15 protein-coding genes are annotated in these 26,378 nt (G+C 36.7%); 13 read left to right on the forward strand and 2 right to left on the reverse strand.

The genetic code is table 11. The annotated features are described in order from the left end of the window. Positions 1-374: 374 nt before the first annotated feature. From JML65_RS17825 to JML65_RS17865, 9 genes are all read left to right on the forward strand, one after another. Positions 375-1,700 carry a sigma-54-dependent transcriptional regulator gene (locus JML65_RS17825; RefSeq protein ID WP_084086295.1) on the forward strand — a complete coding sequence of 442 codons (1,326 nt, stop codon included), beginning with the start codon at positions 375-377 and terminating at the stop codon, positions 1,698-1,700. A 440-nt stretch (positions 1,701-2,140) separates the two neighbouring features. Continuing rightward, positions 2,141-3,835: a potassium-transporting ATPase subunit KdpA gene (gene kdpA, locus JML65_RS17830; protein ID WP_047487871.1), complete on the forward strand. Its 1,695-nt coding sequence runs from the start codon at positions 2,141-2,143 to the stop codon at positions 3,833-3,835. Positions 3,836-4,017: 182 nt separating this feature from the next. Beyond that, a complete protein-coding gene (gene kdpB, locus JML65_RS17835) occupies positions 4,018-6,057 on the forward strand; it encodes a potassium-transporting ATPase subunit KdpB (protein ID WP_047487209.1) in 2,040 nt (679 codons plus the stop codon). A 10-nt stretch (positions 6,058-6,067) separates the two neighbouring features. Next, positions 6,068-6,625, forward strand: a complete 558-nt coding sequence (gene kdpC / locus JML65_RS17840; protein WP_047487212.1) for a potassium-transporting ATPase subunit KdpC — start codon at positions 6,068-6,070, stop codon at positions 6,623-6,625. A 36-nt stretch (positions 6,626-6,661) separates the two neighbouring features. Continuing rightward, positions 6,662-7,723 (forward strand): porin, encoded by a 1,062-nt coding sequence (locus tag JML65_RS17845; RefSeq protein ID WP_237390932.1) that lies wholly within the window; start codon positions 6,662-6,664, stop codon positions 7,721-7,723. A 293-nt stretch (positions 7,724-8,016) separates the two neighbouring features. Next, positions 8,017-9,126, forward strand: a complete 1,110-nt coding sequence (locus JML65_RS17850) for a histidine kinase (protein WP_047487215.1) — start codon at positions 8,017-8,019, stop codon at positions 9,124-9,126. A gap of 7 nt (positions 9,127-9,133) precedes the next feature. After that, a complete protein-coding gene (locus JML65_RS17855) occupies positions 9,134-10,849 on the forward strand; it encodes an ATP-binding protein (RefSeq protein WP_084086289.1) in 1,716 nt (571 codons plus the stop codon). A gap of 75 nt (positions 10,850-10,924) precedes the next feature. Next, complete coding sequence (locus JML65_RS17860) at positions 10,925-11,428, forward strand: hypothetical protein (protein ID WP_202271614.1); 504 nt, start codon at positions 10,925-10,927, stop codon at positions 11,426-11,428. 581 nt (positions 11,429-12,009) lie between these two features. Continuing rightward, positions 12,010-12,474: a hypothetical protein gene (locus JML65_RS17865; protein ID WP_202271615.1), complete on the forward strand. Its 465-nt coding sequence runs from the start codon at positions 12,010-12,012 to the stop codon at positions 12,472-12,474. Between the two features lie 71 nt (positions 12,475-12,545). On the opposite strand, the gene JML65_RS17870 is transcribed toward JML65_RS17865, so the two are convergent. Together JML65_RS17870 and ligA are read right to left on the reverse strand one after the other, a co-directional pair. Next, a complete protein-coding gene (locus JML65_RS17870; protein ID WP_202271616.1) occupies positions 12,546-15,023 on the reverse strand; it encodes a T9SS type A sorting domain-containing protein in 2,478 nt (825 codons plus the stop codon). 203 nt (positions 15,024-15,226) lie between these two features. Then, positions 15,227-17,233 (reverse strand): NAD-dependent DNA ligase LigA, encoded by a 2,007-nt coding sequence (gene ligA, locus JML65_RS17875; protein WP_115918642.1) that lies wholly within the window; start codon positions 17,231-17,233, stop codon positions 15,227-15,229. A gap of 240 nt (positions 17,234-17,473) precedes the next feature. Between ligA and JML65_RS17880 the strand changes: the two genes are divergently transcribed. The 4 genes from JML65_RS17880 to JML65_RS17895 all read left to right on the forward strand — a co-directional run bounded on the left by JML65_RS17880 (position 17,474) and on the right by JML65_RS17895 (position 26,363). Further along, a complete protein-coding gene (locus JML65_RS17880) occupies positions 17,474-20,566 on the forward strand; it encodes a TonB-dependent receptor (RefSeq protein WP_047487228.1) in 3,093 nt (1,030 codons plus the stop codon). Positions 20,567-20,718: 152 nt separating this feature from the next. Then, positions 20,719-21,465 carry a glycerophosphodiester phosphodiesterase family protein gene (locus tag JML65_RS17885; protein ID WP_047487230.1) on the forward strand — a complete coding sequence of 249 codons (747 nt, stop codon included), beginning with the start codon at positions 20,719-20,721 and terminating at the stop codon, positions 21,463-21,465. A 469-nt stretch (positions 21,466-21,934) separates the two neighbouring features. Further along, positions 21,935-24,907, forward strand: a complete 2,973-nt coding sequence (locus tag JML65_RS17890; RefSeq protein WP_202271617.1) for a SusC/RagA family TonB-linked outer membrane protein — start codon at positions 21,935-21,937, stop codon at positions 24,905-24,907. 10 nt (positions 24,908-24,917) lie between these two features. After that, complete coding sequence (locus tag JML65_RS17895) at positions 24,918-26,363, forward strand: SusD/RagB family nutrient-binding outer membrane lipoprotein (protein WP_202271618.1); 1,446 nt, start codon at positions 24,918-24,920, stop codon at positions 26,361-26,363. The last annotated feature ends 15 nt before the right edge of the window (positions 26,364-26,378 follow it).

Below are 26,378 nucleotides of genomic sequence, written 5' to 3' on the forward strand. Positions count from 1 at the left end.
ATTCAATAGAAATGGGCTAAAGCCCATTTACTAAAAATGATTTTCCAATAGGGCTTTAGCCCAAACTTAAGAATGGCAACGTATGCAAGATAATTATACGGGTTTATGTTTGGGCTAAAGCCGATGGGTGGTTTGGTATTTTTATAAGAACGGGCTAAAGCCCGTCCCTATTGAATATCCATATTCTGGATAAACTGACTTTACAACCAGGAGTCAAGCAGTCACTATTGATAAATCATAATTCTCAACTCCTAACTCTTAACGAATACTAAGATTCCCCTAATGACCATCTATAGAAAGAAATTTCCCGATATAAGTGGATTTTACTCGAATAAATTCAATAAGTTTGTATCAGTTTTCCAAATACAATTATAATGTCAGGAAATATTCTGATTATCGATGATGAGATCAAACTCCTTAAGTTATTAGGTATGATCCTTTCCCAAGAAAATTTTAACGTAAAAGAAGCTTCTACGGCACGGTCAGCGATGACAATGTTGGAGCAGTATGATTTTGATGTCGTTTTAAGCGATGTCCGCCTTCCTGATGCCTTTGGGGTTGAGCTGATAAAATCAATAAAGACAAAGTATCCCAACCTTGAAATTATTTTAATGACAGCATTTGGAAATATTACAGATGCTGTACAGGCCATGAAGAATGGCGCTTATGATTACCTGGTAAAAGGGGATGATAATGAGAAGATTATTCCATTGGTATATAAGGCGCTGGAAAAAGTAAAAGATAACAGATCGAAAGTTGTTCAGCAGACTGGTACCATAAAGGGGTTTGAACAAATTATTGGGCATTCTCCTATCATTTTACAGGCTAAAAAACTGGCTGAAAAAGTTGCTTTAACCGATGCTGCCGTACTTTTAACAGGGGAAACCGGGACTGGGAAAGAGGTTTTTGCCAATGCCATTCATGAAGGAAGCGACAGAAAGAAAAATAATTTTGTGGCGATCAATTGCTCTGCATTCAGTAAGGATATCTTGGAAAGTGAACTTTTTGGACATAAACAAGGCGCTTTTACAGGGGCATTAAGGGATAAAAAAGGTTTAATTGAAGAAGCCAACGGAGGGACTTTGTTTCTGGATGAAATTGGGGAAATGCCCATTGAGCTTCAGGCAAAACTGCTTAGGGTACTGGAAACCAAAGAATTCATAAAAATGGGAGAAACTAAGCTTTCAAGATCTGATTTTAGGCTTGTAGCAGCAACTAACAGAAACCTCGAAGAAGAAATAAAGCAAGGCAACTTCAGAGAAGACCTCTATTTTAGACTGAATGTTTTTGAAATTACGCTTCCAGCTTTAAGAGAGCGGAAAGAAGACTTAAAAATGCTGGCTAAATATTTTATTAATTTATTTTCGGATAAGCTGCATTTATCATCTATTCAGGTGAATCCGGATTACTACAAAGCACTGGAAAAAAATGACTGGAAGGGGAACATCCGTGAATTGAGAAATGCTGTAGAGCGGAGCCTGATTCTTATGGATAATAATATTCTTGATGCTGAAAGCCTTCCTCACTATTCAGAGAAAGCAGTGGCTGAAAGTGACTCCCTGAGCATAAGATCCCTGGAAAAAATACATATACAGAAAGTACTGCAGTATACAAAAGGAAATAAAGCTGAAGCTGCCAGGTTGCTGGAGATTGGTATTGCCACCTTATACCGTAAACTGGAAGAGTACGGATTAAAATAAATTATTTTATCATTTTAATAAAGAGCCTATCATTTTGATAGGCTTTTTTGTTTTTATACCGTTTGTTGAATTGGTGTATTGTGCTGTAATACAATTATTTAAGTCTTTGTTTTTTAGAATGGAATTCCTTTTGGCATATAGTCTATGAATAAAATATTTAAAAAATGACAATTTCAAGAAAAACGTTTAAAAAACGGGAGCACTCTACTTTTAGTCTGCTGATTGTATCGTACGTATTGCTGACTATTTTAACCTTAATAATAAAGATATGATGTTGATAAGTTTGGTCCTGCTTTGTGCAGTCCTGTTTTGGCTTTTATATAAATCAGTTGAATTTTTTGATAGAATATAAAATTATGTGGAGTTTATTTTTCCTTTCAATACTTGCCTTTGTGTACATCTGTTATGTTTTAGTGAAACCTGAAAAATTTTAAATGGTCATGAATACAGAAATTTTAGGCATTATAGCAATGTTTGCTATTACATTAGTTATCGGAATATTTTTGGGTAAATATATAGCTAATGTCTATGGATATAAGAAAACTTTTTTAGATCCTGTTTTTCAGCCGATCGAAAAGTTAATTTATAAAATATCGGGAATTAACCCGACTCGTCAGATGAGCTGGAAACAGAATATGTATGCCATGCTGACAATTAATCTGGTTTGGTTCATCATTGGATTTTTAATCCTTCTGAATCAGTCCTGGCTTCCTTTAAACCCGGATGGGAATCCCAATATGACTGCAGATCTGGCTTTTAATACAGCTATTTCATTTTTAGTTAATTGTAATCTGCAGCATTATTCGGGGGAAACGGGAGTAAGTTATTTAAGCCAGCTCTATCTTATGTTTTTACAGTTTGTAACAGCAGCAACGGGAATGGCAGCAATGGCAGTCCTTTTTAAAGCTTTTAAAGATAAAACAGCTACCGAACTGGGAAATTTCTATGATTATTTTACCAAATCGATGATCAGGATCCTGGTTCCCATAAGTGTAATTGTTGCTTTAATACTTTCCATTAACGGAAGTCCGATGACTTTTGAAGGGAAAGACCATATTACAACTTTAGAAGGTCAAAAAATTGATGTTTCAAGAGGTCCTGTAGCCGCGTTTGTTGCTATTAAGCATTTGGGAACCAATGGAGGTGGTTTTTTTGGAGCCAATTCAGCTCATCCTCTGGAAAATCCTAATTATATGACCAATATGACAGAAATGGTTACTCAAATGATCATTCCGTTTGCATTGGTTTTTGCATTAGGCTTTTACTTGAAAAAAAGAAAACTTTCATGGGTGATCTTTACCGTAATGACTGTTGGATTTCTTGCGCTAACCATTCCAAATGTGATTAATGAAACAGGTGGAAATCCGCTGATTACAGAGATGGGTGCAGACAGTAGTCGGGGAGCCATGGAAGGTAAGGAAATCCGCTTTGGGAGCGCTGCGTCTGGATATTGGAGTATTGCTACCACTGTTATTTCAACAGGTTCTGTAAACTCTATGCATGACAGCACCATGCCGCTTTCGGGAATGAATGAATTGCTTGCCATGATGATCAACTGTTTCTATGGAGGTTGTGGAGTTGGTATTCTGAATTATTTCATCTTTATCATCCTTGCAGTATTTATCAGTGGTCTGATGGTAGGACGAACGCCGGAATTTATGGGGAAAAAGATTGAAGCTAAAGAAATGAAGATTGCAATGATCGTAGCTTTATTTCACCCATTCTTAATTCTTGTGGGAACGGCTTTAACGGCTTATCTGCCTGAATTTGGAGCAAAAACATTGAATAATCCGGGCTTTCATGGATTCAGCGAAATGCTTTACGAATTTACCTCGTCTTCTGCTAACAACGGATCCGGATTTGAAGGGCTGGGAGACAATACCCCATGGTGGAATATTTCCACAGGAATTGTTCTGCTGCTATCAAGGTTTATCCCAATCATAGGACCGATAGCCATAGCCGGATTATTGGCTCAGAAAAAATTCATCCCTGAAAGTTCAGGAACACTGAAAACGGATACCGCTACTTTTGGCTTTATGACTCTGGCAGTTATCCTGCTTATTGCAGCATTGTCTTTCTTCCCTGCATTGACATTAGGTCCTATTGCAGAGCAGATTCAGTACTTCTCTAAATAAAATATGAACATTAAAAATTAAAATCAATATTCTGCCATTAAGGAAGCTGAAGCGTCTGAGGAAGTTAGTCTAAAAACTTACTGAAACGTTCATCACATAATATTATCCATTTTCTTCCTTATAGTTTTAGCTGCCCTTGATGGTTAGTATTGATTTATAATGATATAAACTCTTTCAAAAAAATGAAAAATCAATCACAAACATTGTTTCAAAGAGATTTGGTTAACGAGGCGATTAAGCAGTCTTTCGTAAAGCTGAATCCGAAAATTATGTTTAAAAATCCGGTCATGTTTCTGGTGGAGATCGGAACCGTTGTCATGTTTATCGTAAGCATGTTTAGCCTGACTGGTGATACATCACAGGGAAGCTTCTCTTATAACTTTTTAGTTTTTATTATATTATTTTTTACAGTTCTGTTCGCCAATTTTGCAGAAGCAATTGCAGAAGCAAGGGGAAAGGCACAGGCTGATACACTTAGAAAAACCCGTGAAGAAACACCTGCCAAATTAGTGGTTGACAATAAACCCGGATTTCAGGTGGAAACTACATTGAAAATGTCTGCTGAAATGAAATTAGGTGATATTTTCCTTTGTGAAACAGGAGATCAGATCCCAATGGACGGAGAGATCATTGAAGGATTGGCAACCATTGACGAATCTGCAATTACCGGAGAAAGTGCTCCCGTAATCCGTGAAGCCGGTGGAGATAAAAGCTCTGTAACAGGAGGAACAAAAGTATTATCAGACAGAATAAAGGTAAAAGTAACCACAAAACCGGGAGAATCATTTTTGGATAAGATGATTGCTCTTGTAGAAGGGGCTTCAAGACAAAAAACACCTAACGAAATCGCATTAACCATACTTTTAGCCGGGTTTACTCTTACATTTATTATTGTTACCCTTACTTTAAAACCTTTTGCTGATTATGCGCAGACGCCGATAACAATAGCAGCATTCATCTCTCTTTTCGTTTGCCTTATTCCGACAACCATCGGAGGACTGCTTTCTGCCATTGGTATTGCCGGAATGGACAGAGCATTGAGGGCCAATGTTATCACCAAGAGTGGTAAAGCGGTAGAAACAGCAGGTGATATTGACGTTCTGTTGCTTGATAAAACAGGAACAATCACGATTGGAAACAGAAAAGCCACTCATTTCCATCCGTCAAACGGAATTAAGGAGGAAGACTTTATTAAAGCTTCGGCATTGAGCTCTGTAGCAGATGAAACACCGGAAGGAAAGTCTATTATTGAATTAAGCCAGCTAAAATCAGAAGATTTATTAGTTCCCAATCCTACTTATATTGATTTTACGGCTGAAACAAGAACTTCAGGAATCGATTTTGAAGACACAAGGATCAGAAAAGGAGCTTACGACACTATAAAAAAACTGACTGAAAAAGCCGGGAATATCTTCCCGCAGGAAACACAGGATGCTGTTACCAAAATTGCTGAAAACGGAGGAACTCCATTAGTAGTAGCAATCAATGAAAAAGTATGGGGAGTAATTGAACTTCAGGATATTATTAAAACCGGAATTCAGGAGCGTTTTCAAAGGCTGCGAAAAATGGGAGTAAAAACAGTGATGGTAACCGGAGATAACCCTTTAACCGCAAAATTTATTGCAGAAAAAGCGGGTGTGGATGATTTTATTGCCGAAGCCAAGCCTGAAGATAAGATGAACTACATCAAAAAAGAACAGCAGGAAGGCAAACTGGTAGCCATGATGGGCGATGGAACAAATGACGCTCCCGCATTAGCTCAGGCAGATGTAGGGGTGGCAATGAACAGTGGAACCCAAGCCGCAAAAGAAGCCGGTAATATGGTAGACCTCGATAATGACCCCACAAAACTGATTGAAATTGTAGAGATTGGAAAACAGCTTTTGATGACCCGTGGAACACTGACAACTTTCAGTATTGCTAACGATGTTGCGAAGTACTTTGCCATTATTCCAGCCCTGTTTATCACGTTTATCCCTTCATTGCAGAAATTGAATATCATGAACCTTCATAGCCCGGAAACAGCCATTTTATCAGCCGTTATTTTCAATGCTGTGATCATTCCTTTCCTTATTCCATTAGCTTTAAAAGGGGTAGCTTACAAACCTATTGGAGCAAGTGCCTTATTAAGAAGAAATCTTTTGATCTATGGGTTAGGCGGTGTCATTGTTCCGTTTATTGGAATCAAAATCATTGATGTACTGATCAGTTTATTCTATTAAAATTTAAAAAATGAAAAATCATATTATTTCAGCATTCAGACTGACTCTTGTAATGCTGGCTGTGGTGGGAATCTATTTAGTAATTGTGTACGGAGGTTCAAAAATATTACCTACCCAGGGAAATGCGGAGATTATTACCTATAAAGGACAGAAATTCTATGCAAATATTGGCCAGGAATTTAAATCTGATCAATACTTTCAGGGACGCCCTTCCAGCGTGAACTATAATGCAGCAGGAAGCGGAGGAAGCAATAAAGGTCCGAGCAATGAAGAATATCTGGAAACTGTACAGAAGAGAATGGATACTTTAAAGCTTGATAATCCGGCAATGAAGAATACTAAAGTTCCTGTAGAGCTGGCTACAGCAAGCGGAAGCGGATTGGATCCTGATATCTCTCCGGAAGGGGCCTTATACCAGGTGAAAAGAATTGCTAAACTAAGAAATCTTCCAGAAGAGAAGATCACTGATTTAATTAAAACTCAAACTGAAAAGCCTCTCTTAGGACTTTTCGGACCATCAAAAGTAAATGTATTAAAGCTGAATATGGCTTTAGATCAATTAAAATAATTAGACAATAACGTGAAAAAATATATTGCTATAGGAATGTTGTTGGGCGTTTTCTTCCCAAAAGCACAATCTTCGGATTCACTAAAAATAGGAAATAAGGTTACCTTTTCTGCTTATGCAGAGCTTTTCTACACCTACGATGCTAATGAACCGGGGAATCATCTTCGCCAAAATTTTTTGTACTCATACAACAGACATAATGAAGTAAATCTGAATCTGGGACTCATAAAAGCAAATTATCAAAGTGAGAATCTTCGTGCTAATGTAGCGTTAATGGCAGGAACTTATGCCCAGGATAATATGGCTGCCGAACAGGACGCGCTGCGCTATGTGAATGAAGCGAATATAGGAATCAAAATATCAAAGAATAAAAACCTATGGATTGATGCCGGAATTATGCCTTCCCATATCGGTTGGGAAAGTGCAATAGGAAAAGATAATATCAATTTGACAAGAAGTCTTGCCGCAGAGAATTCTCCTTATTTTGAGACCGGAGCCAAACTTTCCTATACTTCAGATAACGGAAAATGGTTTTTAAGTGGATTGGTACTGAATGGATGGCAACGCATTGCAAAAGCAGAGGGAAATCAGAGTATTTCTTTTGGACATCAGGTGACCTATAAACCTAATGACAAAATTACTTTGAACAGCAGTTCGTTCATTGGAAATGATAAGGCAAAAGAGGATAAAAAAATGCGTTATTTTCATGATTTGTTTGGAAGCTTTCAACTCACGGATCAGTTTTCAGCATTACTGGGTTTTGATATCGGGGCCGAGCAGAAAACCAAAGGAAGTGAGCAATATAATATCTGGTACAGCCCTAATGTACAGATGAAATATCAACTAGATCAAAAATGGGCCTTAGCCGGAAGATTTGAATATTATAATGATAAAAAAGGAGTGATTATTAATTCAGGGACCCCCAATGGATTTCAGACTTTTGGATACTCCCTGAATCTAGACTATGCGATCTTAAAGAATGTGATTTTCCGTACTGAAGCCAGAGGCTTTACCTCTAAAGATGCTGTTTTTGTAAAAAACGGTGAAATGAAACAAGGGAATTTCTTTGTGACAACGAGCCTGGCAGCCTGGTTTTAGAAGGTATGAATTAAAAATGAACTCACTACAAAAAGGAGAGCGTTTTTGAAAATTTTATCGATTCAATTTGTCATTCTATAGGAATCCTGACAAGGCACATAAAATCAATCATAATATGACCTTGTATCCTTTGAAATTAAGAGGGTGAATCTCTTCGGAATGACAAATTGTTTAAACATTCAGAGAATCTCTTAAGCCATAAGCTTACGATAAGAGAGAGATAAGAAAAGCTTTTGTCTCTTTTGTGGTTTAATAAAAATTATAATAACTTAATACTGTAAAAGCAGGAATCAATGTCATCAGCAAAACATTTTTTAGAACTGATCCAGAAATCCCGAAAAGGAAAATTCAAGATCTATATCGGGATGAGTGCAGGCGTAGGAAAAACTTTCCGGATGCTTCAGGAAGCTCAGTCCCTTTTACGGAACGGCATTGACGTAAAGATCGGCTATATAGAAACGCATGATCGGGAAGAAACAGTGGCTTTGGTGGAAGGGCTCCCGGAAATTGCCAGAAAATCAGTTTTTTATAAAGGCAAAAACCTGGAAGAAATGGATGTTCAGGCTATTATCAACGAACATCCTGAAGTTGTTTTGGTGGACGAATTGGCGCATACCAATGTAGAAGGGTCCAAAAATAAAAAGAGATGGCAGGATGTCCTTGAGATTTTGGATAACGGGATCAATGTGATCAGTGCCATGAATATTCAGCATATTGAAAGTCTGAATGAGGAAGTAAAAGTAATTACAGGAGTAGAAGTTACGGAACGTGTACCGGATAAAATTCTTGCTATTGCAGATGAAGTGGTAAACATAGACCTTACCGCTGATGAATTACTGACCCGGCTGAAAGAAGGGAAGATCTATAAAAAGGAAAAAATTCAGACTGCCTTGAATAATTTCTTTCAGAGCGGGCATATTTTACAGCTTCGTGAACTGGCTTTAAAAGAAGTGGCCACTCACGTTGAAAGAAAAGTAGAGACTGAAATAAAGACTGAAAACTTTAAACCTATAAAATTTCTGGCCTGTATCAGCAGTAATGAAAAGATTGCTAAAACGATCATTAGAAAAACAGCCAGATTGGCGAGCTATTATAATAGTCCGTGGACTGTCATATATATTCAGAAGCCCTCAGAAAATCCTGAAAAAATAGCCCTGGATAAACAGCGGTATTTGATTAATAATTTTAATTTAGCACAGGAATTGGGAGCAAAAGTGGTCCGGATCAAAGAAGGCAGTGTACATAATGGAATTCTGGAGTATGTAATTGCCCATAATATAACAACTGTCTGTATCGGAAAGCCTCATGCCAGATTTTGGCAGCGCCTGTTGGGATATAGCTGGATCTATACCCTGATGAACAGATTGAATGAAAGGCAGATAGATATTATTATTTTATCTTAAAAAAGTAATGAAACTTAAAACTAAACTTACCTTAGGCGTAGGCCTTTTATTTTTCCTGATCGTTCTTCTTTCAGTGATAGGGTCTGTATATATCAATAAACTGAAATCTGATACGGAGAAAATCCTTACAGCCAATTATAACAGTCTGGAGTTTTCGAAAAATATGCTCCTGGCTTTGGATCATATAAGCATTGACAGTGCTGTTGCTATTGCCGATTTTCAGAAAAATAACCAGTTACAGGAAAAAAACCTCACGGAATTCGGAGAAAAAGAAGCTACTCAGAACCTGAATTTGCATTTTAACAGTTATCTGAAAGAACCTTCATACAGTAAAGAAAAACTGATCCGTGAAGATCTCGCTAAGATTATGTCTTTAAATATGAAAGGCATTGAAAGAAAAAGCGATATCGCCATCATTACTGCCGGTAATGCTACTTTCTGGATTGTTAGTTTAGGAACGGTATGCTTCCTGATTGCCTTTATTTTGCTTTTTAATTTACCACAAACGATTGCAGAACCCATTAATCAGCTGACATTCAGTATCAGACAGATTGCTGATAAAAATTATAATGAAAGGGTGCATTTCAAAGGAAGTGAAGAGTTCAACAGCCTGGCGGAATCATTTAACATCATGGCTGAAAAGCTTCAGGAATATGAAAGCAGTACACTCTCCAAGCAGCTGATGGATAAGAAGAGGATTGAAACACTGGTGAACAACATGCATGATGCTGTTATCGGGCTGGATGAAAACCATTTTATCTACATGATTAATGACGAAGCGTTGAAAATTACCAATCTCAATAAAGACGAGATTATAGGCAAAACAGCTCATGAAGTTGCTGTAAACAATGATTTGATCCGTGAATTATTAAAAAATATTGACCATCCGGTAAAAGAACCGATGAAGATCGTTCGTGATAATAAAGAGAATTATTTTGAACAGGATATTGTCCCTATCAACATTGTAAAAACTGGAGAAAAGGAAAAAAAATATATTGGAAAGGTTATTTTGCTGAGAAATATTACCCCTTTTAAAGAACTTGATTTTGCTAAAACGAATTTTATAGCTACCATTTCTCATGAACTGAAAACTCCTATTTCTGCTATAAAAATGGGCGTACAGTTGCTTGGAAATCAGAAATTCGGAGAGCTGAATGACCAGCAGAAAGAATTGCTGAAAAGTATCAATGAAGATGGGCAGCGCTTATTGGATATTACCAGTGAGCTGCTTAATCTTTCACAGGTTGAATCCGGAAATATCCGTTTGACTGTTGAAAAATGCTCTCCTAAAGAGATTGTACAGTCGGCGGTGAAAAATGTAGAAAAACTGGCAGAGCAGAAAAATATTTCAGTGAATACGGAATATCTTCTGGAAGACACAGATTTTGTTGCTGCGGATTTTGATAAAACGGTTTGGGTAATGAATAACTTCCTTACCAATGCTGTGAAACACTCGTTTCAGGATGAAAATATAAAGATTTTGGTAGAAAAAGTGGATTCCTTTATTCAGTTCAGTATTACTGATACGGGAAGTGGTATTGATGAAAAATACCACCGTCAGATCTTTGACCGTTATTTCCAGGTTCCGGGTGAACATCAGAACGGAACAGGACTTGGATTGGCCATCTCAAAGAATTTTATTGAAAAACAAAATGGAGAAATTGGAGTAAACAGCTCCCCGAATAATGGAAGTACATTTTATTTCAGACTGCCTGTTTCTTAAAATATACAATATAATATTCAGCTTTACGTTTTGAATCTCAATAAAGGTATTGTAAAGGTGATATTAATGAAAGGTATGAATATTAAGAAAATAATTATTTTAATTTCATGTGTTGTGGTTAATTTTTACTTTGGGCAAAGTGAATATAGAGATGCATTTACATTGAAGCTCAAGGTGGATTCTGTTAGATTCTACCAACAGGAGATCAAAAAATCGCCATATTTTGTAAAGGACGATATTTTGCAGATTTATCCAGGTGAACATTTGTTTATAGAAGCAGAAGTGAAAAATGGGAAGATTGAAACCATGAAAGTGGTTAAAGACAATATAAATCCTGAAAAAACTATAGAAATAGATTTTTCACAAAATACTGAAGAAAGAAAAAATAACGGGATGCTACTTCAGGTGAAAAACCCATTTAATATCAGTCTAATGTATGATGCGATGATGTATATTGTTGGTGATACCAGATGGATTAAAACCTCAATTATACCTGTAAAACCTCAGTTGCAAAGTTTTGAAATGTGGAATGATCCTATTATTAGTCTTGTATTAGATAATTGGAGATTGGAGAAATAATGGATAATAAATAATCTTTATTCAGAAACTATATAAACAAATTCAGTCTTTTAATTCATATGTTTACCGACTTATTTTTTTACTTTTTCCTGGCTTCTTTAGTATTTGCTATTCTTTCAGGAATTTTCTTTTCTATTCAAAAAAAGAAAATGATTACAAGATACCAGCAGCCAAACTCAAAAGTCGTACGGAGTATTAGTGGGACAATTGTTACTAAAAATGGCTTTCTGCGGAAAAAATACGAATGGTGTAGTTTTGATATATTAATCAACTCCAATTCAATATTTTTATTTCCCAAGACTTTTTATTGTATTCCTACCCGTTTTATTAACCTGATATTTTCTAATTCTGATAAAAGGAATACCAAAAGGCCAACCATTTTAAGAGAATTTTATATCAGTAAACATTCTGTAGAACTTGTATCTTATCCTGGTTATCTTATCAATGGAGAACGTAAAATTTATTTGAAGAATCTCAATCAGGAACAAATTATACTTTTCCAAAACGTATTAAAGAAAAATTCATAACTTTATCAAAAACTTGAAGACTATTCTTTTAAACTTATAAACTTTTATCATACAATGAAAAAAACTCTATCTCTATTAACATTGCTGTTTTTTATCGTACTAGGTATTCAGGTAACTGCTCAGGCTTTCACATTAGAAAAAATTGCAGAATTCAATAAGCTTGGTATGCCTGAATTTAAAAATGAAATGAAGAAGATCAATTTCAGCTTTAATGACAAAACGGAAAGTTCAGATTTCACCCTGAATGAATATGAAAGCCCTGATCATACATTTAAAATAGGAAAATTTGTATATACTAAAGACAAATCTCAGGACAGGATAGAATGTGAATTTCCGGAACAGAGAGATTATCATAAATACCTTTCAGCTGTATTAAATGCTGGTTATAAAGAGACTGGAAAAGGGAAAATTATTACCAAAGAACCTTATGTTGATTATCAGAAAGGTAAACAGAACATCAGGTTTATTTTGCCTAAAGAAAATCAGAATGGCCCTTACAGCGTTCTTGTTTTCAAATAAAATGATATATTAAAATACAAAGGCTGCGAAAGTAATTTCGCAGCTTTTATTTTTATAGAGGTAAGTCTTCATTAGTCTTTGATTAATTTCTGAACGAATGTTTGCCCTTTGGTATATATTTTAATCATATAGTTTCCTTTAGGAAGCTCTGAGAGATTTACTGAATTTCCTTTCACTCCCATAGAAAGCATAATTCTTCCGGCTGTATCATAGATTTCAGCTTTGATAACTTCATCTTTGGACTGAATAGATAAGACTTCTTTTACCGGATTTGGGTAAATGTTTAGGGTTGTATTCTTCCCTTTTACTTCGTTTGTTGCCAGCGTATTCTTATTTTCAACAGCTGTTGTGTAGGTATTGGTAATAATCGGATGATTATAATCAAAATAAATATTGGCTGTATTACTGAAATTTTCCCCTGCTGTCAATGTAGATTTTGTTTTAATTTTAAATGAAACATATCCGTCATTGTTCAGATCGTCAAAAGGTAGCTGGATATTTTCAAAGATAAATTCAACAATATTAGGTTGGGTTATTCTTGTGGTAAAGTTGTGGCTTCCTGTAATCGGAATCAGGCTGGAGATATCAAATTTTGAAGTATCAATGATATCTTTTACTACAATATTTCTGGCATTTGCTGTTCCCATATTTTCAAACCTGATCAGATAATGTACATAATCACCTACCTGAGTTTGAGTAATTGAAGGCCCTTCAAGACATGTTTTGTCATTAGGGTCAAATGAATTGACTACGTTTTGGTTCAGCGTAAAACTATTATCTGCAGGCGTGTCATCCGGAGCACCGTTGATCTGTACTGTGTAATGAAGAACATCTCCATTGTTTAATGGTGGCGTTTGTGTAGGTGTATTTAAGGTGAATACCGCTTTAATTTCTTTCGTTTCAAATGGAAGCAGATTGGTGAAATTCCAGGTCAGGGTTCCTGTAGATTGTGAATTAGGAGTAACGGTCGCGTTCAGGAAATTCATCAGGTTATCATCAAAATTGAAAACCATTGTTCCTGATTGTGCTGTTGTACCTTTATTTTTAAAAACAATTTTATATCCTGCATCAAATCCTGGTACTGCAGCCTGTACTGGAACAATCACCACCTCAAGATCAGGATGAGTGCCGTTGGCTGACATACAGAAGTTCTGGGTCAGTGGACTGGTCTGAAGAGGGAAATTAACCGCTAAGCTTGCTGGTGAAATAGTGAAATAGGTAGGATTTTCTACGATTGGAGTGATGGTTTTTGGACCTGAATTTAGCGGGATAGAGTAGTTTCCTGAGTGATCAGAGATAAGACTTCCTGCATTGCCGATTCCTGTTACCGTAAATTTCTGGAATGCTTTATTAAGATCAGTAGGGTCACAACCATTGGCATTGATATCATATTTGGTATTTCCTTTAACGGTATATACGGTACCACCCGGGGTGAAAGAGCAGTAAGAATTCACGACCACATTGTTGTATCCAAATTGGGTATTAGCATTGAGAACAGAAGTTATTTCCCCTTCATCGCAGCAGATATAACTTAAATTGGGATTGTTAGGATAGTATCCACTACCACCGTTTAATCCGTTTTTTAAAAACATGGTCTGTAGATTGTTATTGTTGAGAGATGGAGAAGACAAAAGAGGGTTGTGTGAAATATCGATCGTCGTCAGAAGATTATTACCCAAAGAAAGAATATGGAGTTGCGGGGAGGTAGAAAGATCAATACTGGTGAGTTGATTGGAAGAAAGATAAAGGGTGCCCAGGACAGGAGCCTGGCTTAGATCTATAGTGGATAGATTATTATTCATCGCTTCAATATACTTAAGTTTTGGAGTGTTCTGTAAAGACAATGAAGTGAGATTGTTACCATTACAGTTGAGCGTCTGAAGTTTCGTAAGGTTGTTCAGATTAAGAGTAGTGAGCAGATTTTGGTAAATATGTAGACTTGCAAGATTGACCAATGGACTTACATCAATAGAACTGATGTTATTATTGGAACATAGAAGCGTGTGTATCGTGGTACTTCCTGTGAAATTAATAGTTTCCACTTTTCCATCTTTACAGTCTAAAGTACCAAAATTAGGCAGGTTAGAAATATCAAGATTTACAATATTGGCATTTCTGACACTGATGTTATTGAGAAGATTACAGTTTGAAAAATTGGTAGCAGACATTGATGTATTGTTATCAAAAGAGACCAGCGCCAGTTTTGGCATACCGCTCACATCTACCGAAAGAAGACCCGGGGAATCAGATACGGTAAGATATTTCAGATTGACAAAGGATTTCACCCCTTCTATAGACTGAATCTGAAAAGGGCTTCCATTGGGGCTATAAATGGATATTGAAGTGATAGCCGCTGCTTCGGAAAGCTGAATCTCTCCATCGTTGTTGGTATCAATAGAAACATTTCCACTGCCGGTACCCTGAGCAATCTGATTGGAAGGGCTTGCGGAGAGAAGTTTTGCTTTAAAATAAGGATCCGGAATATTGACAATCTGTGCACTCACAGATAAGTGTGCCAGGAACAGCACAAATACGTAAATGTTTTTCATGGTTTAGTGATGTTTTAGTTTTTATAAATGTATGAAAAATATTTACTATTAAATACGTATACTGTTGAATTTATTACATTTAATTGTTTTAAAGTTTAATTTTTACTTTTATTATTGATTTATATGTTATTTTATTCTTTGAGCGTAGTGCAAAAAAAGCCGTGAAAATTCACGGCTCTAACTATTTTTTATGCTACTATTTTTTACTGTTTCTCAATCAAATCAAGGAACTCCTGTTCATCCAGGATGGTAATTGTTCCTATATCCTGTGCTTTTTTCAGTTTGCTTCCTGCTTTTTCACCTACCACCAGGAAGTTTAGGTTTTTAGAAACGGCAGAAATATTTTTTCCACCATGTTTTTCCACCATTTCTTCGGCCTGTTCTCTGGTAAACAAAGATAGTTTTCCGGTGAAAAGGAAAGCTTTTCCTTCTAACACATTGGACAGAACCTCATTGGTACTTTCTCCTTTTTCAAGCTGTACACCATAAGATTTTAAACGTTCTATCATCAGGATGTTTTCAGAATTTTTGAAAAACTCTACAATGCTTACAGCAATTTTAGCCCCGATATCTTCTACCTGACAAAGCTCTTCCACACTGGCATTTTTCAAATCTTCTATAGTAGTGAAATTCTTTACCAGTTTCTTGGCTACTGTTTCTCCTACGTGTTTGATTCCTATTCCGTATAATACTTTTTCAAAAGGTATTTCTTTGGATTTTTCAACACCTGTGATGATATTCTGCGCTGATTTTTCTGCCATTCTTTCCAAGGGAAGAAGCTGTTCTTTCGTTAAAACATAGAAATCAGCGGGGTTTTCAATTAACTTTTCTCTGTAAAGCTGTTCAATGGTCTCACTTCCCAGGTTTTCAATATTTAAAGCTTTTCGGGAAACATAGTGGATCATTCTTCCTACCACCTGCGGAGGACAGTGAAGTTCATTCGGGCAGAAATGGATCGCCTGATCTTCAATTTTTACCAATTCAGTACCACATTCCGGACAATGTTTGATATATTCTATTTCTTTACTTTCTTCAGTTCTTTTCTCAGTATTTACCGCAACGATCTTCGGAATGATTTCACCGCCTTTTTCTACATACACAAAGTCATGCTCATGAAGGTCCAGTTTTTTGATAATATCTTCATTGTGAAGAGAAGCTCTCTTTACAATAGTTCCTGCCAGTAAAACAGGTTTAAGATTGGCAACCGGCGTAATAGCACCCGTTCTTCCTACCTGGTAAGAAACGCTTTGAAGCTCAGTTTCCACTTTTTCAGCCTTGAATTTATAGGCCATGGCCCAACGGGGAGACTTTGCAGTATATCCAAGCTGTCTTTGCTGCTGCAGAGAATTGACTTTTAAAACAATACCGTCAATTTCAAAAGGCAGGTTATGACGCTCCGTATCCCAGAAAGTGATAAAATCTTTTACCTCATCAAGAGTGGTGCATAATTTAGCCTGCTGAGATGTTTTGAATCCCCAGCCCTGTGCTTTTTGGAGCAGTTCCCAATGGGTTTCTGCCGGAATATCTTCAGCGATGAACTGATAGAGTACAGAAGATAAACCACGCTTTCTTACTTCGGCACTGTCCTGCATTTTTAAACTTCCGCTGGCTGTATTTCTAGGGTTCATAAACGGATCAAGTCCTTCCTCATCACGCAGTTTATTGAGTTTATCGAAATTCTTTCTGGTCAGGTAAATTTCTCCACGCATAAAGAAGTGAGGAGGGAAATCGCCTTTCAACGTCAGTGGAATATCTGAAATGGTACGGACATTCGGAGTAATTTCATCTCCCTGGAAACCGTCACCGCGGGTTACTGCCTGCATCAGTTTTCCGTTTTCATAAAGAATGGAAATAGAGGCTCCGTCATATTTTAATTCAGCAACAAACTCTACAGGATCATTAATGGTCTTAATAATTCTTTTCTCCCAATCTTCAAGATCATCAAAATCATAAGAATTATCCAGAGAATACATTCTGAATTTATGCTGGATCGTGGGAAAAACCTTTGTAACTCCACCACCTACTCTTACAGAAGGGGAGTTTTCATCATAAAACTCAGGGTGCTTTGCTTCCAGCTCCTGGAGCTGCTGAAGAAGCATATCGAAGTCATAATCTGAAATGGTAGGGGTATCCAGAAGATAATAATTTTCATTATGCTGATGAAGCTCTTTGCGGAGCTGTTCTATTTTTTGTTGAATGTTTTCGGACATTGCGGTTCTATCTTTTGAGCAAAAATAACTAAACTAATTCCATTTAGAAAATAACACAATTAAATATTACAGGAAAGTTAATATTACGTAATGCCTTTTAACAGGCTGGTTATCTATGGAATAAATTGGTTGTTTATAATAAATTAACATAACGTTTCTATTTAATTAAAAAAATGTTAAAACTCTCTTAAACAGAAGGCTCTCAAAGTCAAAATACCTTTGCACATCTAATTTGAGGTAATGAAAAAAGTAAAGATTGTACTGGGATTATTGTTTTTAGGGTTTGGGACACTGGCGTATGCACAGACTACACAGGCTTCTATTGTAGGGAAAGTAACCGGGCCGGGAAGTACGGTTCAGGAAAAAGTGAAAGTAACGATCGTTAATGAATCTACAGGATTCAGAACGGAAACGGAAACCAATTCAAAAGGAGAATATATCTTTAAAGAGATTCCTCTTGGTGGTCCATACACCGTTATTGTAAACGAGGATAAAAAGGAAGGCTATAATGTCAACTTTGGAGATCAGGTTACTGTAAACATGGATATGGGTGGAGAGAAGCGTATAGAAGAAGTAGTGATTACCGGAAACCTTAAAAATAAAATAGGAAACCTTGGTGCAGCTACAGCAATTTCTGCCAAGAATATAAGCATGCTTCCGGTAAACGGGAGAAACTTCACGAACCTTACAGAATTATCACCTTTAAGTGGAAAGGGAGGAAATTTATCCGGGCAGCTGGGTTCTTCCACCAATTTCACTATTGATGGGATGACAGCTAAAAACCCGACCTCTGCAGGTTCTACGACCAGCCGAAGTGGTGCCCCTTTTTCCATTTCTATTGAAGCGGTACGTGAATTTAAAATTACCACCAACCAATACGATGTAACGTTGGGAAGGAGTGGTGGTGGAACAGTAAGTGCTGTTACGAAATCAGGAACCAACAAATTTTCAGGAAGTGCCTGGGAATACTTAAGAACCAATTGGCTTTCCAGCCCATATGATATCAGAGGAAATAAGAGACAGAATGATTTCTCTACTTCTCAGTTTGGTTTTTCATTGGGTGGACCGGTCATTAAAAATAAATTACATTTCTTCGTAGCTTGGGATCACCAGCTGGATTCCAGACCGTTGATTATTGCAGATATCAGATCTCAGGAAGATGAGAAAAGATTTAATACCACTACAGAAACACTAAATAAGTTTCTGGATATTTCAAGAGCAAAATATGGGGTAGGAAATACTCCTCAGTTCGGAAGCTTTGATAAAGTGAGAAATTCAGATGCTGCATTTTTACGTTTAGACTGGCAGATCAATGAAAAGCACTTATTGACGTTAAGAAACAACTTCACCTATGACCTTAATAAAAACGGACTTGGAGATAATACCAATATCAACTTCTTTGAATCTTACGGGAATGATAAAAACCTTGACAACAGTTTATTATTAACCTTAAGATCAAATCTGAAGCCTAATTTAACGAATGAGTTGAAGGCTCAATATCTCTATACATTCCAGGACAGTTACCAGAATACGGAATTAGGGAAGCCGGTTCCAAGAGCTATTGTTGAAAATATCGTTTCTCCGGGAATAGGGGCCACCAATATTCAGATCGGAGGTCACCGTTTTGCTCAGGAAAGCTTTAGAAATAATGTATTCCAGGTTGTTGATAACTTATATTACAACACCGATAAAGTAAAATATACCTTCGGTGCAGATTTGATGTATACCACTTCAAAATCTGTATATGGAAGTGAGGTGAACGGAAGATTCCACTTCAGAGAAGATAATGTTAAAAACCCAAGTAACCTTTACAATTTTGAAACCCTTAATGCATACAGATTCTACAGGGAAGTACCTTTAATGGATGACCCTTCTGTAAGATCCAATATCTGGAATATCGGAGTTTATGGGCAGTTTCAGACCAAAATAGCCAAAGGTCTTGATTTGATGGCTGGTTTGAGGTTAGATTACAGTGGTTATCCGAAAGCGGAATTCAACCAAAAATTATTTGATGAAATGGGGATCAGAACGGATAATAAAATCAAATCATTTGTGATCCAGCCAAGATTCCAGTTTGACTGGAATATCAATGAACAGAATAAAGACTTCTTAAAATTCGGAGCCGGGATATTCTCTTCAGACATCAATAATTATATGATCATCAACAACCTTGTGTTTGACGGAAAGCACCTGGCAACGGTAGATGTAAATCCTTCAGCAATTGGCCTTACTCCAGACTTTAACAGCTACAGATCGGACTACGCTAGTGTTCCTTCCCTGGCGCAGTATCAGATCCCAACCATCAATTATACAGGAAAAGATGCCAAAATTCCAATCGTTTATAAAGCCAATATCTCCTATACCCACTTCTTTAATGAAAGATTCAGAGCAGGATTGGCCGCTTACATGGCGTTAGGTAGAAATAATTACTACTATTATGACAGAAATATGGTAAAGAACCCATATTTTACATTGGCTAATGAAGGAGGAAGAGGTGTATTTGTTCCTACTTCAGCAATAGACGGAGCAAAAATAGACTGGAAGGCCGGAAGAATCAATAATAATTTCGGAAGAGTATTGGAATTGGTGAGTGACGGTAAAGTGAATCAGTTCTCATTTGTGGTGGATACCAGCTACCGTTATTGGAAAGATGGGGAAATTACAGCAAGTTATACCTGGTCTGATATCAAAGATAACACATCATACAACGGAAACGTAGCGAACTCTGCAACACTGTCTACGATGGTTCAAAGTGATCCGAGAGATTTGAGAATGACATATTCTGATAACCAATTCCGTAATAAAGTAGTTATTTATGGAAACTCGCCTACCATTGCAGGATTTACATTAGGAATCAGATATTCAGGAATCGGAGGGACACGTTTCTCTGTAACAGCAGGAGGAAATATCAATGGAGACTTTGTAGATTCCAATGATCTGGCTTATATCTTCCCGAATCTTACCCAGCCTCTTTTGAGTGATCCTGAAGTAGGCAAGGCATTAAAAGATTATATTACTGACTATAATAATAACATTGCAGAACGTAACGGAGGTAAAAATGGATTCTATGGAGTTTGGGACGTACGTATTGCGAAGAAAATAAAATTTGAAAAAGTGGGAGCATTTGAGCTTTCTGTAGATATTTTCAATGTCGCAAACTTGCTTAATAAAGAATGGGGGGTGAATAAGTCTTACGGAAATATGTCTCTGTATAGAATTACCGGATTCAACCAGACTACCAAACAGTTTGAATATGCTAAAAATACCAGTGGGTTAGCTCCTTTATCAGGAAATCCGTATCAGATTCAGATTGGAGCAAAATATAGTTTCTAACAAGAAAATAATATGAACCACAAAAGGCTTAAAAATAGATGAGTGATCGGAAACAAACGAAAACTTCTATGTCTTTTGTGGTTTAAAGCTTTTTAAAATAATTATCTTTATCCAAAAGTCTTCGGACTTGGTTTTAATTATCAATTTATATTATGAAAAATTTTATCTTAGGGTTAGCAGTTTTAAGTACAGTATTGATGAAAGCACAAACTCAGATTATCGCACACAGAGGGTATTTCCAGGCACAGCCTCCTACAACGGAAAACTCAATTAAATCTTTAGAGAATGCTCAAAAGCTTAAAGTGTATGGATCAGAATTTGATGTGAGAATGACAAAAGATGGAGTGTTGGTGATCAACCATGACGAGCACCACGATAAAATGGAAATCTCTGAGACTTCTTTCAAGGAATTGGAAAAAGTAAAACTATCTAATGGAGAAAAATTCCCGACCTTAAAAGACTATCTGAAGCAGGGTAAAAAGGATCCGTCTGTAAAGTTAATCGTAGAGATCAAACCGGATAAAACTCCAGAAATAGAGAATGAGATCACCCAAAAGACGATCAAAATGATCAAGGATATGAAACTTGAATCTCAAAGTGAATTTATTTCTTTCAGCTTGAATATCTGTAAGGAAATTAAAAAACTTGAGCCGACATTTAAAGTGCAGTATCTGAATGGAGAATTGTCACCAGAGCAGATCAAAAAAGAAGGACTTGACGGTATGGATTATCATTACAGTGTTTTCCAGAAAAACCCTACATGGATTTCTGAAGCTAAGACATTAGGTCTTATTACAAATTCCTGGACGGTAAACGATGCGGCTGTTTATGAAGAATTGAAAAAACAGGGAATTGGATTTGTTACCACTAATATCCCTGAACAACTGAAAAATAAATAATTATTATCGGGCTTATTATCATTCATTCCTGTAATGATTGAGAGCAAAATAAATATTGCCAATGTGTAAAGACTGCCTCTTCCAAAAGAGGCAGTCTTTTTTGTTACAAATAAAGCAGGTGCATATCCGGTAATATAGTTGACGATTATATTATTCTAGTCTGAGAGATGGGTTCGCAGACTGATGAACACGGTGTTCAAAATAAAGCACTCTGGTTTTGAATTTAACCAATTGGTATACAGTTGAATATGGTGTTTTATTTTCTCAAAGAAAGACAATAAAGATACACAAATGGTATCGGTAAATGATATTAAAAATAATTAATTACTTAATATCCTGTTAGTTAGTCTATTGCGTTAATCTGTTAATAGAAATTTAACATTTCATTCAATATTTTTTTAATAAATGTTAAAGTGTTGTTAAAATCTTAATCATAATGTCCTTTTAATTTTGCACAAACAAAAAGGATATGCGTAAAGAGACACAAAAGCTGTTGGTTTTGTCGCTGTTAGGACTAATCAGTGTGAACCTGGCAGCTCAGCAGAAATCTAAAAAAGACACTATTAAAGGACTTGATGAGGTAGTGGTAACTGCTTTGGGAATCAAAAGGCACGACAAGTCACTAGGGTATTCTACCCAGACTGTTAAATCTGAAGAAATATTACAAACTCAAAACAACAACTGGGCAGAAGCTTTGGAAGGTAAAGTAGCAGGGCTGAAAGTTCAGACCGCTGGAGCAGGGCCCCTTGGAACAGCCCGTATTACCCTTCGTGGAGACATTTCCATGAATATGGGAAATAATGATGCACTGATTGTTGTTGACGGGGTTCCCCTGAGCGGGAGAAAGACCGGAACCGGAACTTCTGCCTATGGAGCCGGCTCTGGAGGAGATTTACCTATTGACTATGGAGACAGTTTCAACAGTATTAATCCTGATGATATTGAATCTGTATCAATTCTGAAGGGACCTACTGCTTCTGCACTCTATGGTTCAAGGGGCTCAAGAGGAGCTATTATGATTACCACAAAATCCGGAAAAACTAAAAAAGGAAAAGTTCAGATTACCTTAAATTCGTATTCAAGCTATGATACTGTTCTTAAATGGCCGGATTATCAATATGAATACGGACAGGGAACTCAGCAAAAAGATAAAAATGGAAATTATTATTATTCTTACGGAGCTTCTGCTGACGGGATAAATACAGGATCTACCAGTAGTGCCTTCGGACCGAAATTTGACGGACAATATTACTTTCAGTACGATCCCTCGGTAGAAGGGCAAAGCTTGGAAAGAAAACTATGGAGACCTTATAAAGACAATATTAAAAACTTTTGGCAGGTAGGGTCTACTTACTCAAACAGCTTGTCAGTAGAACAGTCCAATGAATCCACATCCTTCAGAACTTCACTTTCTTATCTGAAAAATGAATGGATGATGCCTAATACAGGTTTCAACAGATTGAATGCTGCCGTATCCTTAGATCATAAATTGAGCAGCAGGCTGAAAATAGGAACTAAAATCAACTTCAGCCAGACTAAAAGTGATAACCTTCCCGCTACCGGATATAATAACCAGTCGATTTCTTATTTTATGATTTTCCAAAATCCCAATGTAGATCTCGAATGGTATAGACCTATCTGGAAAAAAGGCCAGGAGCAGGTAGATCAGATTCACCCTTTCAGTTCCTATATTGATAACCCTTATCTGATTGCCTATGAAAATCTAAACAGTACAAACAAAAAGATTATTACGGGTAACGTTAATCTAAATTATCAGCTGGCCAAAAACTTTGATATTGCCTATAAGACAGGGTTAGAATGGAGTAATGAACTCCGTACCCAAAGAAGACCCTGGAGTTCTGCCAATTATCTGAAAGGATATTACAGGGAGCAATACATCAGGTATTTGGATCTTAACAATGATATTCTCTTTACCTATAAAAACAAATTTGGAGATGTGGGCGTGACAGCTTCTGTCGGAGGTAACATTAAATATCATGAATATACCATGAATGATTACCGGGCTAATGGACTTAATAAAGCAGGATTGTACCAGCTATCCAATGCGACATCTTTAGAAAGCAGACTTCCAAAGCCTAATGATAATCAGGTAAACAGTTTATATGCATTGGCTAATTTCAGTTATAAGGATATGATTTTCCTGGATGTAACAGCCAGAAATGACTGGAGCAGTACCCTTCCGGATCATAACAGATCTTATTTTTATCCGTCATTGTCATCCTCTTTTATCCTATCTGATATTTTTAAACTGAAATCCGATAATTTAAATTTCTGGAAACTTAGACTATCATGGTCAAAAGTAGGAAATGATACCTACAATTATATGCTTGAAAAATACTATGAAAATAGTGTATTCACTGGATCTGTAGAATCTCCCTTGTTGTATCCGAACCCTGATTTGAGACCGGAAATGATTACGAATATAGAAGGAGGGATGGACTTTACAATTTTGAAAAACAGACTGACTTTTAATTTTACAGCCTATCAGAATAATTCTAAAGATCAGACCATTATTATTCCTGTACTGTATGAAACCGGATATAATAAAAGAATTATCAATTCCGGAGAACTGAGAAACAGAGGAATTGAAATGTCATTAAGCACTTCACCTATTAAAAATAAAAACTTTTCCTGGAATGTAAATGCCAACTGGTCAATGAACCGCAACAAGATTCTTTCCCTTCCGGAAGAGTTCAACGGAGTACCTTACACGATGGCAAGCGTTGGAGGAGTTGTGTATTATAATGCTGTAGTGGGAGGTTCACTAGGTGATATGTATGGTTACGGTCTGATGTATTCTCCGGATGGACAAGTGATTTACGGTACAGATGGGTTAACGGCAAAGCCAACGGAAATGAAGAAAATAGGAAATGCTTATCCAAAGTGGAGAGCCGGGCTTCAGAACGAATTTAAATATAAAAATATTACCGTTAGTTTCTCATTTGACGGACAGTATAAAGGGATCGCTTACTCACAGTCACATCATAAAATGTCTGAACAGGGGAAACTTACCCATACTCTTGTAGGAAGAGATAATCCGGGTGGGCTGATTGTAGGGGATGGAGTTGTTCAAAATCCGGACGGAAGCTTTTCTCCGAATACAAAAGGAGTTCCTGTTTCTTCTTATTATGGAGATTATTATAGAAGGGCCAACGTGGAAACCAATTCATTTGACACTTCATTCATTAAGCTAAGAGATGCCAGAATTTCTTATTCTTTCCCGAAATCTATTACAGAACCATTAAAAGTCACAGATATTAGCCTTGCTTTATTTGGAAGAAACCTTTGGATGTGGACGAAATTCCCATTATTTGATCCGGAAGCAGCTACTCTTGACGATTCTACCATTACACCGGGAGTTGAAATGGGTCAGTTGCCTTCAGCCAGAACAGTCGGAATTCAGTTAAATGTTAAATTCTAAAATTTTTAAAATGAAAAAGATACTCTATATATGTTCATTTCTTAGCCTTGTAGGATGTGCCGTGTCATGTGACAGAAACCTGGATGAAATTAATAAAGATACAAGTAGAATCAATGTACCTGTTGCAAACACCCTGCTGGCTCCCATACAGTATAATATGGCTTCCGTAGGATATAACAGGGCTAATGATTTTAATTTTGATATCATGCAGGTTTCTCTGGATTTTCCCAACGAAGGCAATTCATTAAGCCGTTATTATATAACAGAAAATACAGGAACAGGATTCTGGAATAATTCATACAGATGGCTGAAACAGGTTGATGACCTTAAAAAAGCAGCCATTTCTGAAGGAGATAAAAATTACCAGGCTATTTCTATGGTACTCAATGCATGGATTTATTCCAATCTTACCGATACCTATGGTGATGTTCCTTTTTCCGAAGCTTCACAACTGGATAATGGTATTTCTCAACCTAAATTTGATAGACAGAAAGATATTTATGTCCGTCTTTTGGATGATCTGAAAGCGGCTAATGCTTTATTTATCACCACTAAACCTCTTACCGGGGCAGATCTGTTTTATAAAGCAGATACTGATAATAGTGGAATAGCCAATTGGAAAAAGCTATGTAACTCGCTTTCTCTAAGACTTTTATTAAGAATCCTAAGCAGAGATGGAGAGGTAAATGTGAAAGAAAGAATTCAGGAAATTGTAAACAATCCAACGGTATATCCCATTTTTCAAAATAATGCAGATGCCACTAAGCTTGATATTTCAGGAATCTCTCCATTAATGCCACCTATTGCAAGGCCTCAGGATTTTACCACAGGAAGAGCAGCGTCAGATTTCTTTGTACAGGCTTTACAGAAAAATAATGACCCACGTATACCGATGTTCTTTACCCAGGCAAAAGATTTGAAAAACAATAATATAGGATATGTGGGTGCTCCTTCAGGATATCCTTTCGGAACGGTTTTTACTTTTCAGCCGTCAAATCTTAATCAAAACCTGGCAAAAGCTCCGCTGAAGATTTTTGTTTATCCTTATGCAGAACTTCAGTTTACCTTGGCAGAGCTTGCCCTAAAAGGAATCATTCAGGGAAGTGCTAAAACTTTTTACGAAAACGGAGTGAAAGCTTCTATTGAACAGTGGGGAGCTGTAGTACCGGCCAACTATTTTGATAATCAAAATGTAGCTTATGAAGCAGACCTGAAAAAAATTATACTTCAGAAGTATATCGCTCTTTTCTTTGTAGATCAGCAGCAATGGTTTGAAAAAAGAAGAACAGGATTTCCGGTACTTCCCAACAATGGAGGTCTGTTAAATAATGGAGATTTACCCCAAAGATTAATGTATCCGCCCAATCCTAAAGTATTGAATCCTACCAATTATTTGGCTGCTGTTCAGCAGATGGGAGGAGATCATATCAATGTGAAAATGTGGTGGAATAAATAACAAAGATTAATAAAG

The organism is Chryseobacterium sp. KMC2, from assembly GCF_016756935.1.
In the GTDB taxonomy this organism is placed as follows: domain Bacteria; phylum Bacteroidota; class Bacteroidia; order Flavobacteriales; family Weeksellaceae; genus Chryseobacterium; species Chryseobacterium rhizosphaerae.

Excerpts from the sequence above, each read along its gene's own strand:
- JML65_RS17865 (WP_202271615.1), top strand. The coding sequence starts at position 12,010 with ATGAAAAAAACTCTATCTCTATTAACATTGCTGTTTTTTATCGTACTA.
- JML65_RS17880 (WP_047487228.1), top strand. The coding sequence starts at position 17,474 with ATGAAAAAAGTAAAGATTGTACTGGGATTATTGTTTTTAGGGTTTGGG.
- JML65_RS17860 (WP_202271614.1), top strand. The coding sequence starts at position 10,925 with ATGAATATTAAGAAAATAATTATTTTAATTTCATGTGTTGTGGTTAAT.
- JML65_RS17845 (WP_237390932.1), top strand. The coding sequence starts at position 6,662 with ATGTTGTTGGGCGTTTTCTTCCCAAAAGCACAATCTTCGGATTCACTA.
- JML65_RS17850 (WP_047487215.1), top strand. The coding sequence starts at position 8,017 with ATGTCATCAGCAAAACATTTTTTAGAACTGATCCAGAAATCCCGAAAA.
- JML65_RS17825 (WP_084086295.1), top strand. The coding sequence starts at position 375 with ATGTCAGGAAATATTCTGATTATCGATGATGAGATCAAACTCCTTAAG.
- JML65_RS17885 (WP_047487230.1), top strand. The coding sequence starts at position 20,719 with ATGAAAAATTTTATCTTAGGGTTAGCAGTTTTAAGTACAGTATTGATG.
- JML65_RS17870 (WP_202271616.1), bottom strand. The coding sequence starts at position 15,023 with ATGAAAAACATTTACGTATTTGTGCTGTTCCTGGCACACTTATCTGTG.
- JML65_RS17895 (WP_202271618.1), top strand. The coding sequence starts at position 24,918 with ATGAAAAAGATACTCTATATATGTTCATTTCTTAGCCTTGTAGGATGT.
- ligA (WP_115918642.1), bottom strand. The coding sequence starts at position 17,233 with ATGTCCGAAAACATTCAACAAAAAATAGAACAGCTCCGCAAAGAGCTT.
- kdpA (WP_047487871.1), top strand. The coding sequence starts at position 2,141 with ATGAATACAGAAATTTTAGGCATTATAGCAATGTTTGCTATTACATTA.
- JML65_RS17855 (WP_084086289.1), top strand. The coding sequence starts at position 9,134 with ATGAAACTTAAAACTAAACTTACCTTAGGCGTAGGCCTTTTATTTTTC.
- kdpC (WP_047487212.1), top strand. The coding sequence starts at position 6,068 with ATGAAAAATCATATTATTTCAGCATTCAGACTGACTCTTGTAATGCTG.
- kdpB (WP_047487209.1), top strand. The coding sequence starts at position 4,018 with ATGAAAAATCAATCACAAACATTGTTTCAAAGAGATTTGGTTAACGAG.
- JML65_RS17890 (WP_202271617.1), top strand. The coding sequence starts at position 21,935 with ATGCGTAAAGAGACACAAAAGCTGTTGGTTTTGTCGCTGTTAGGACTA.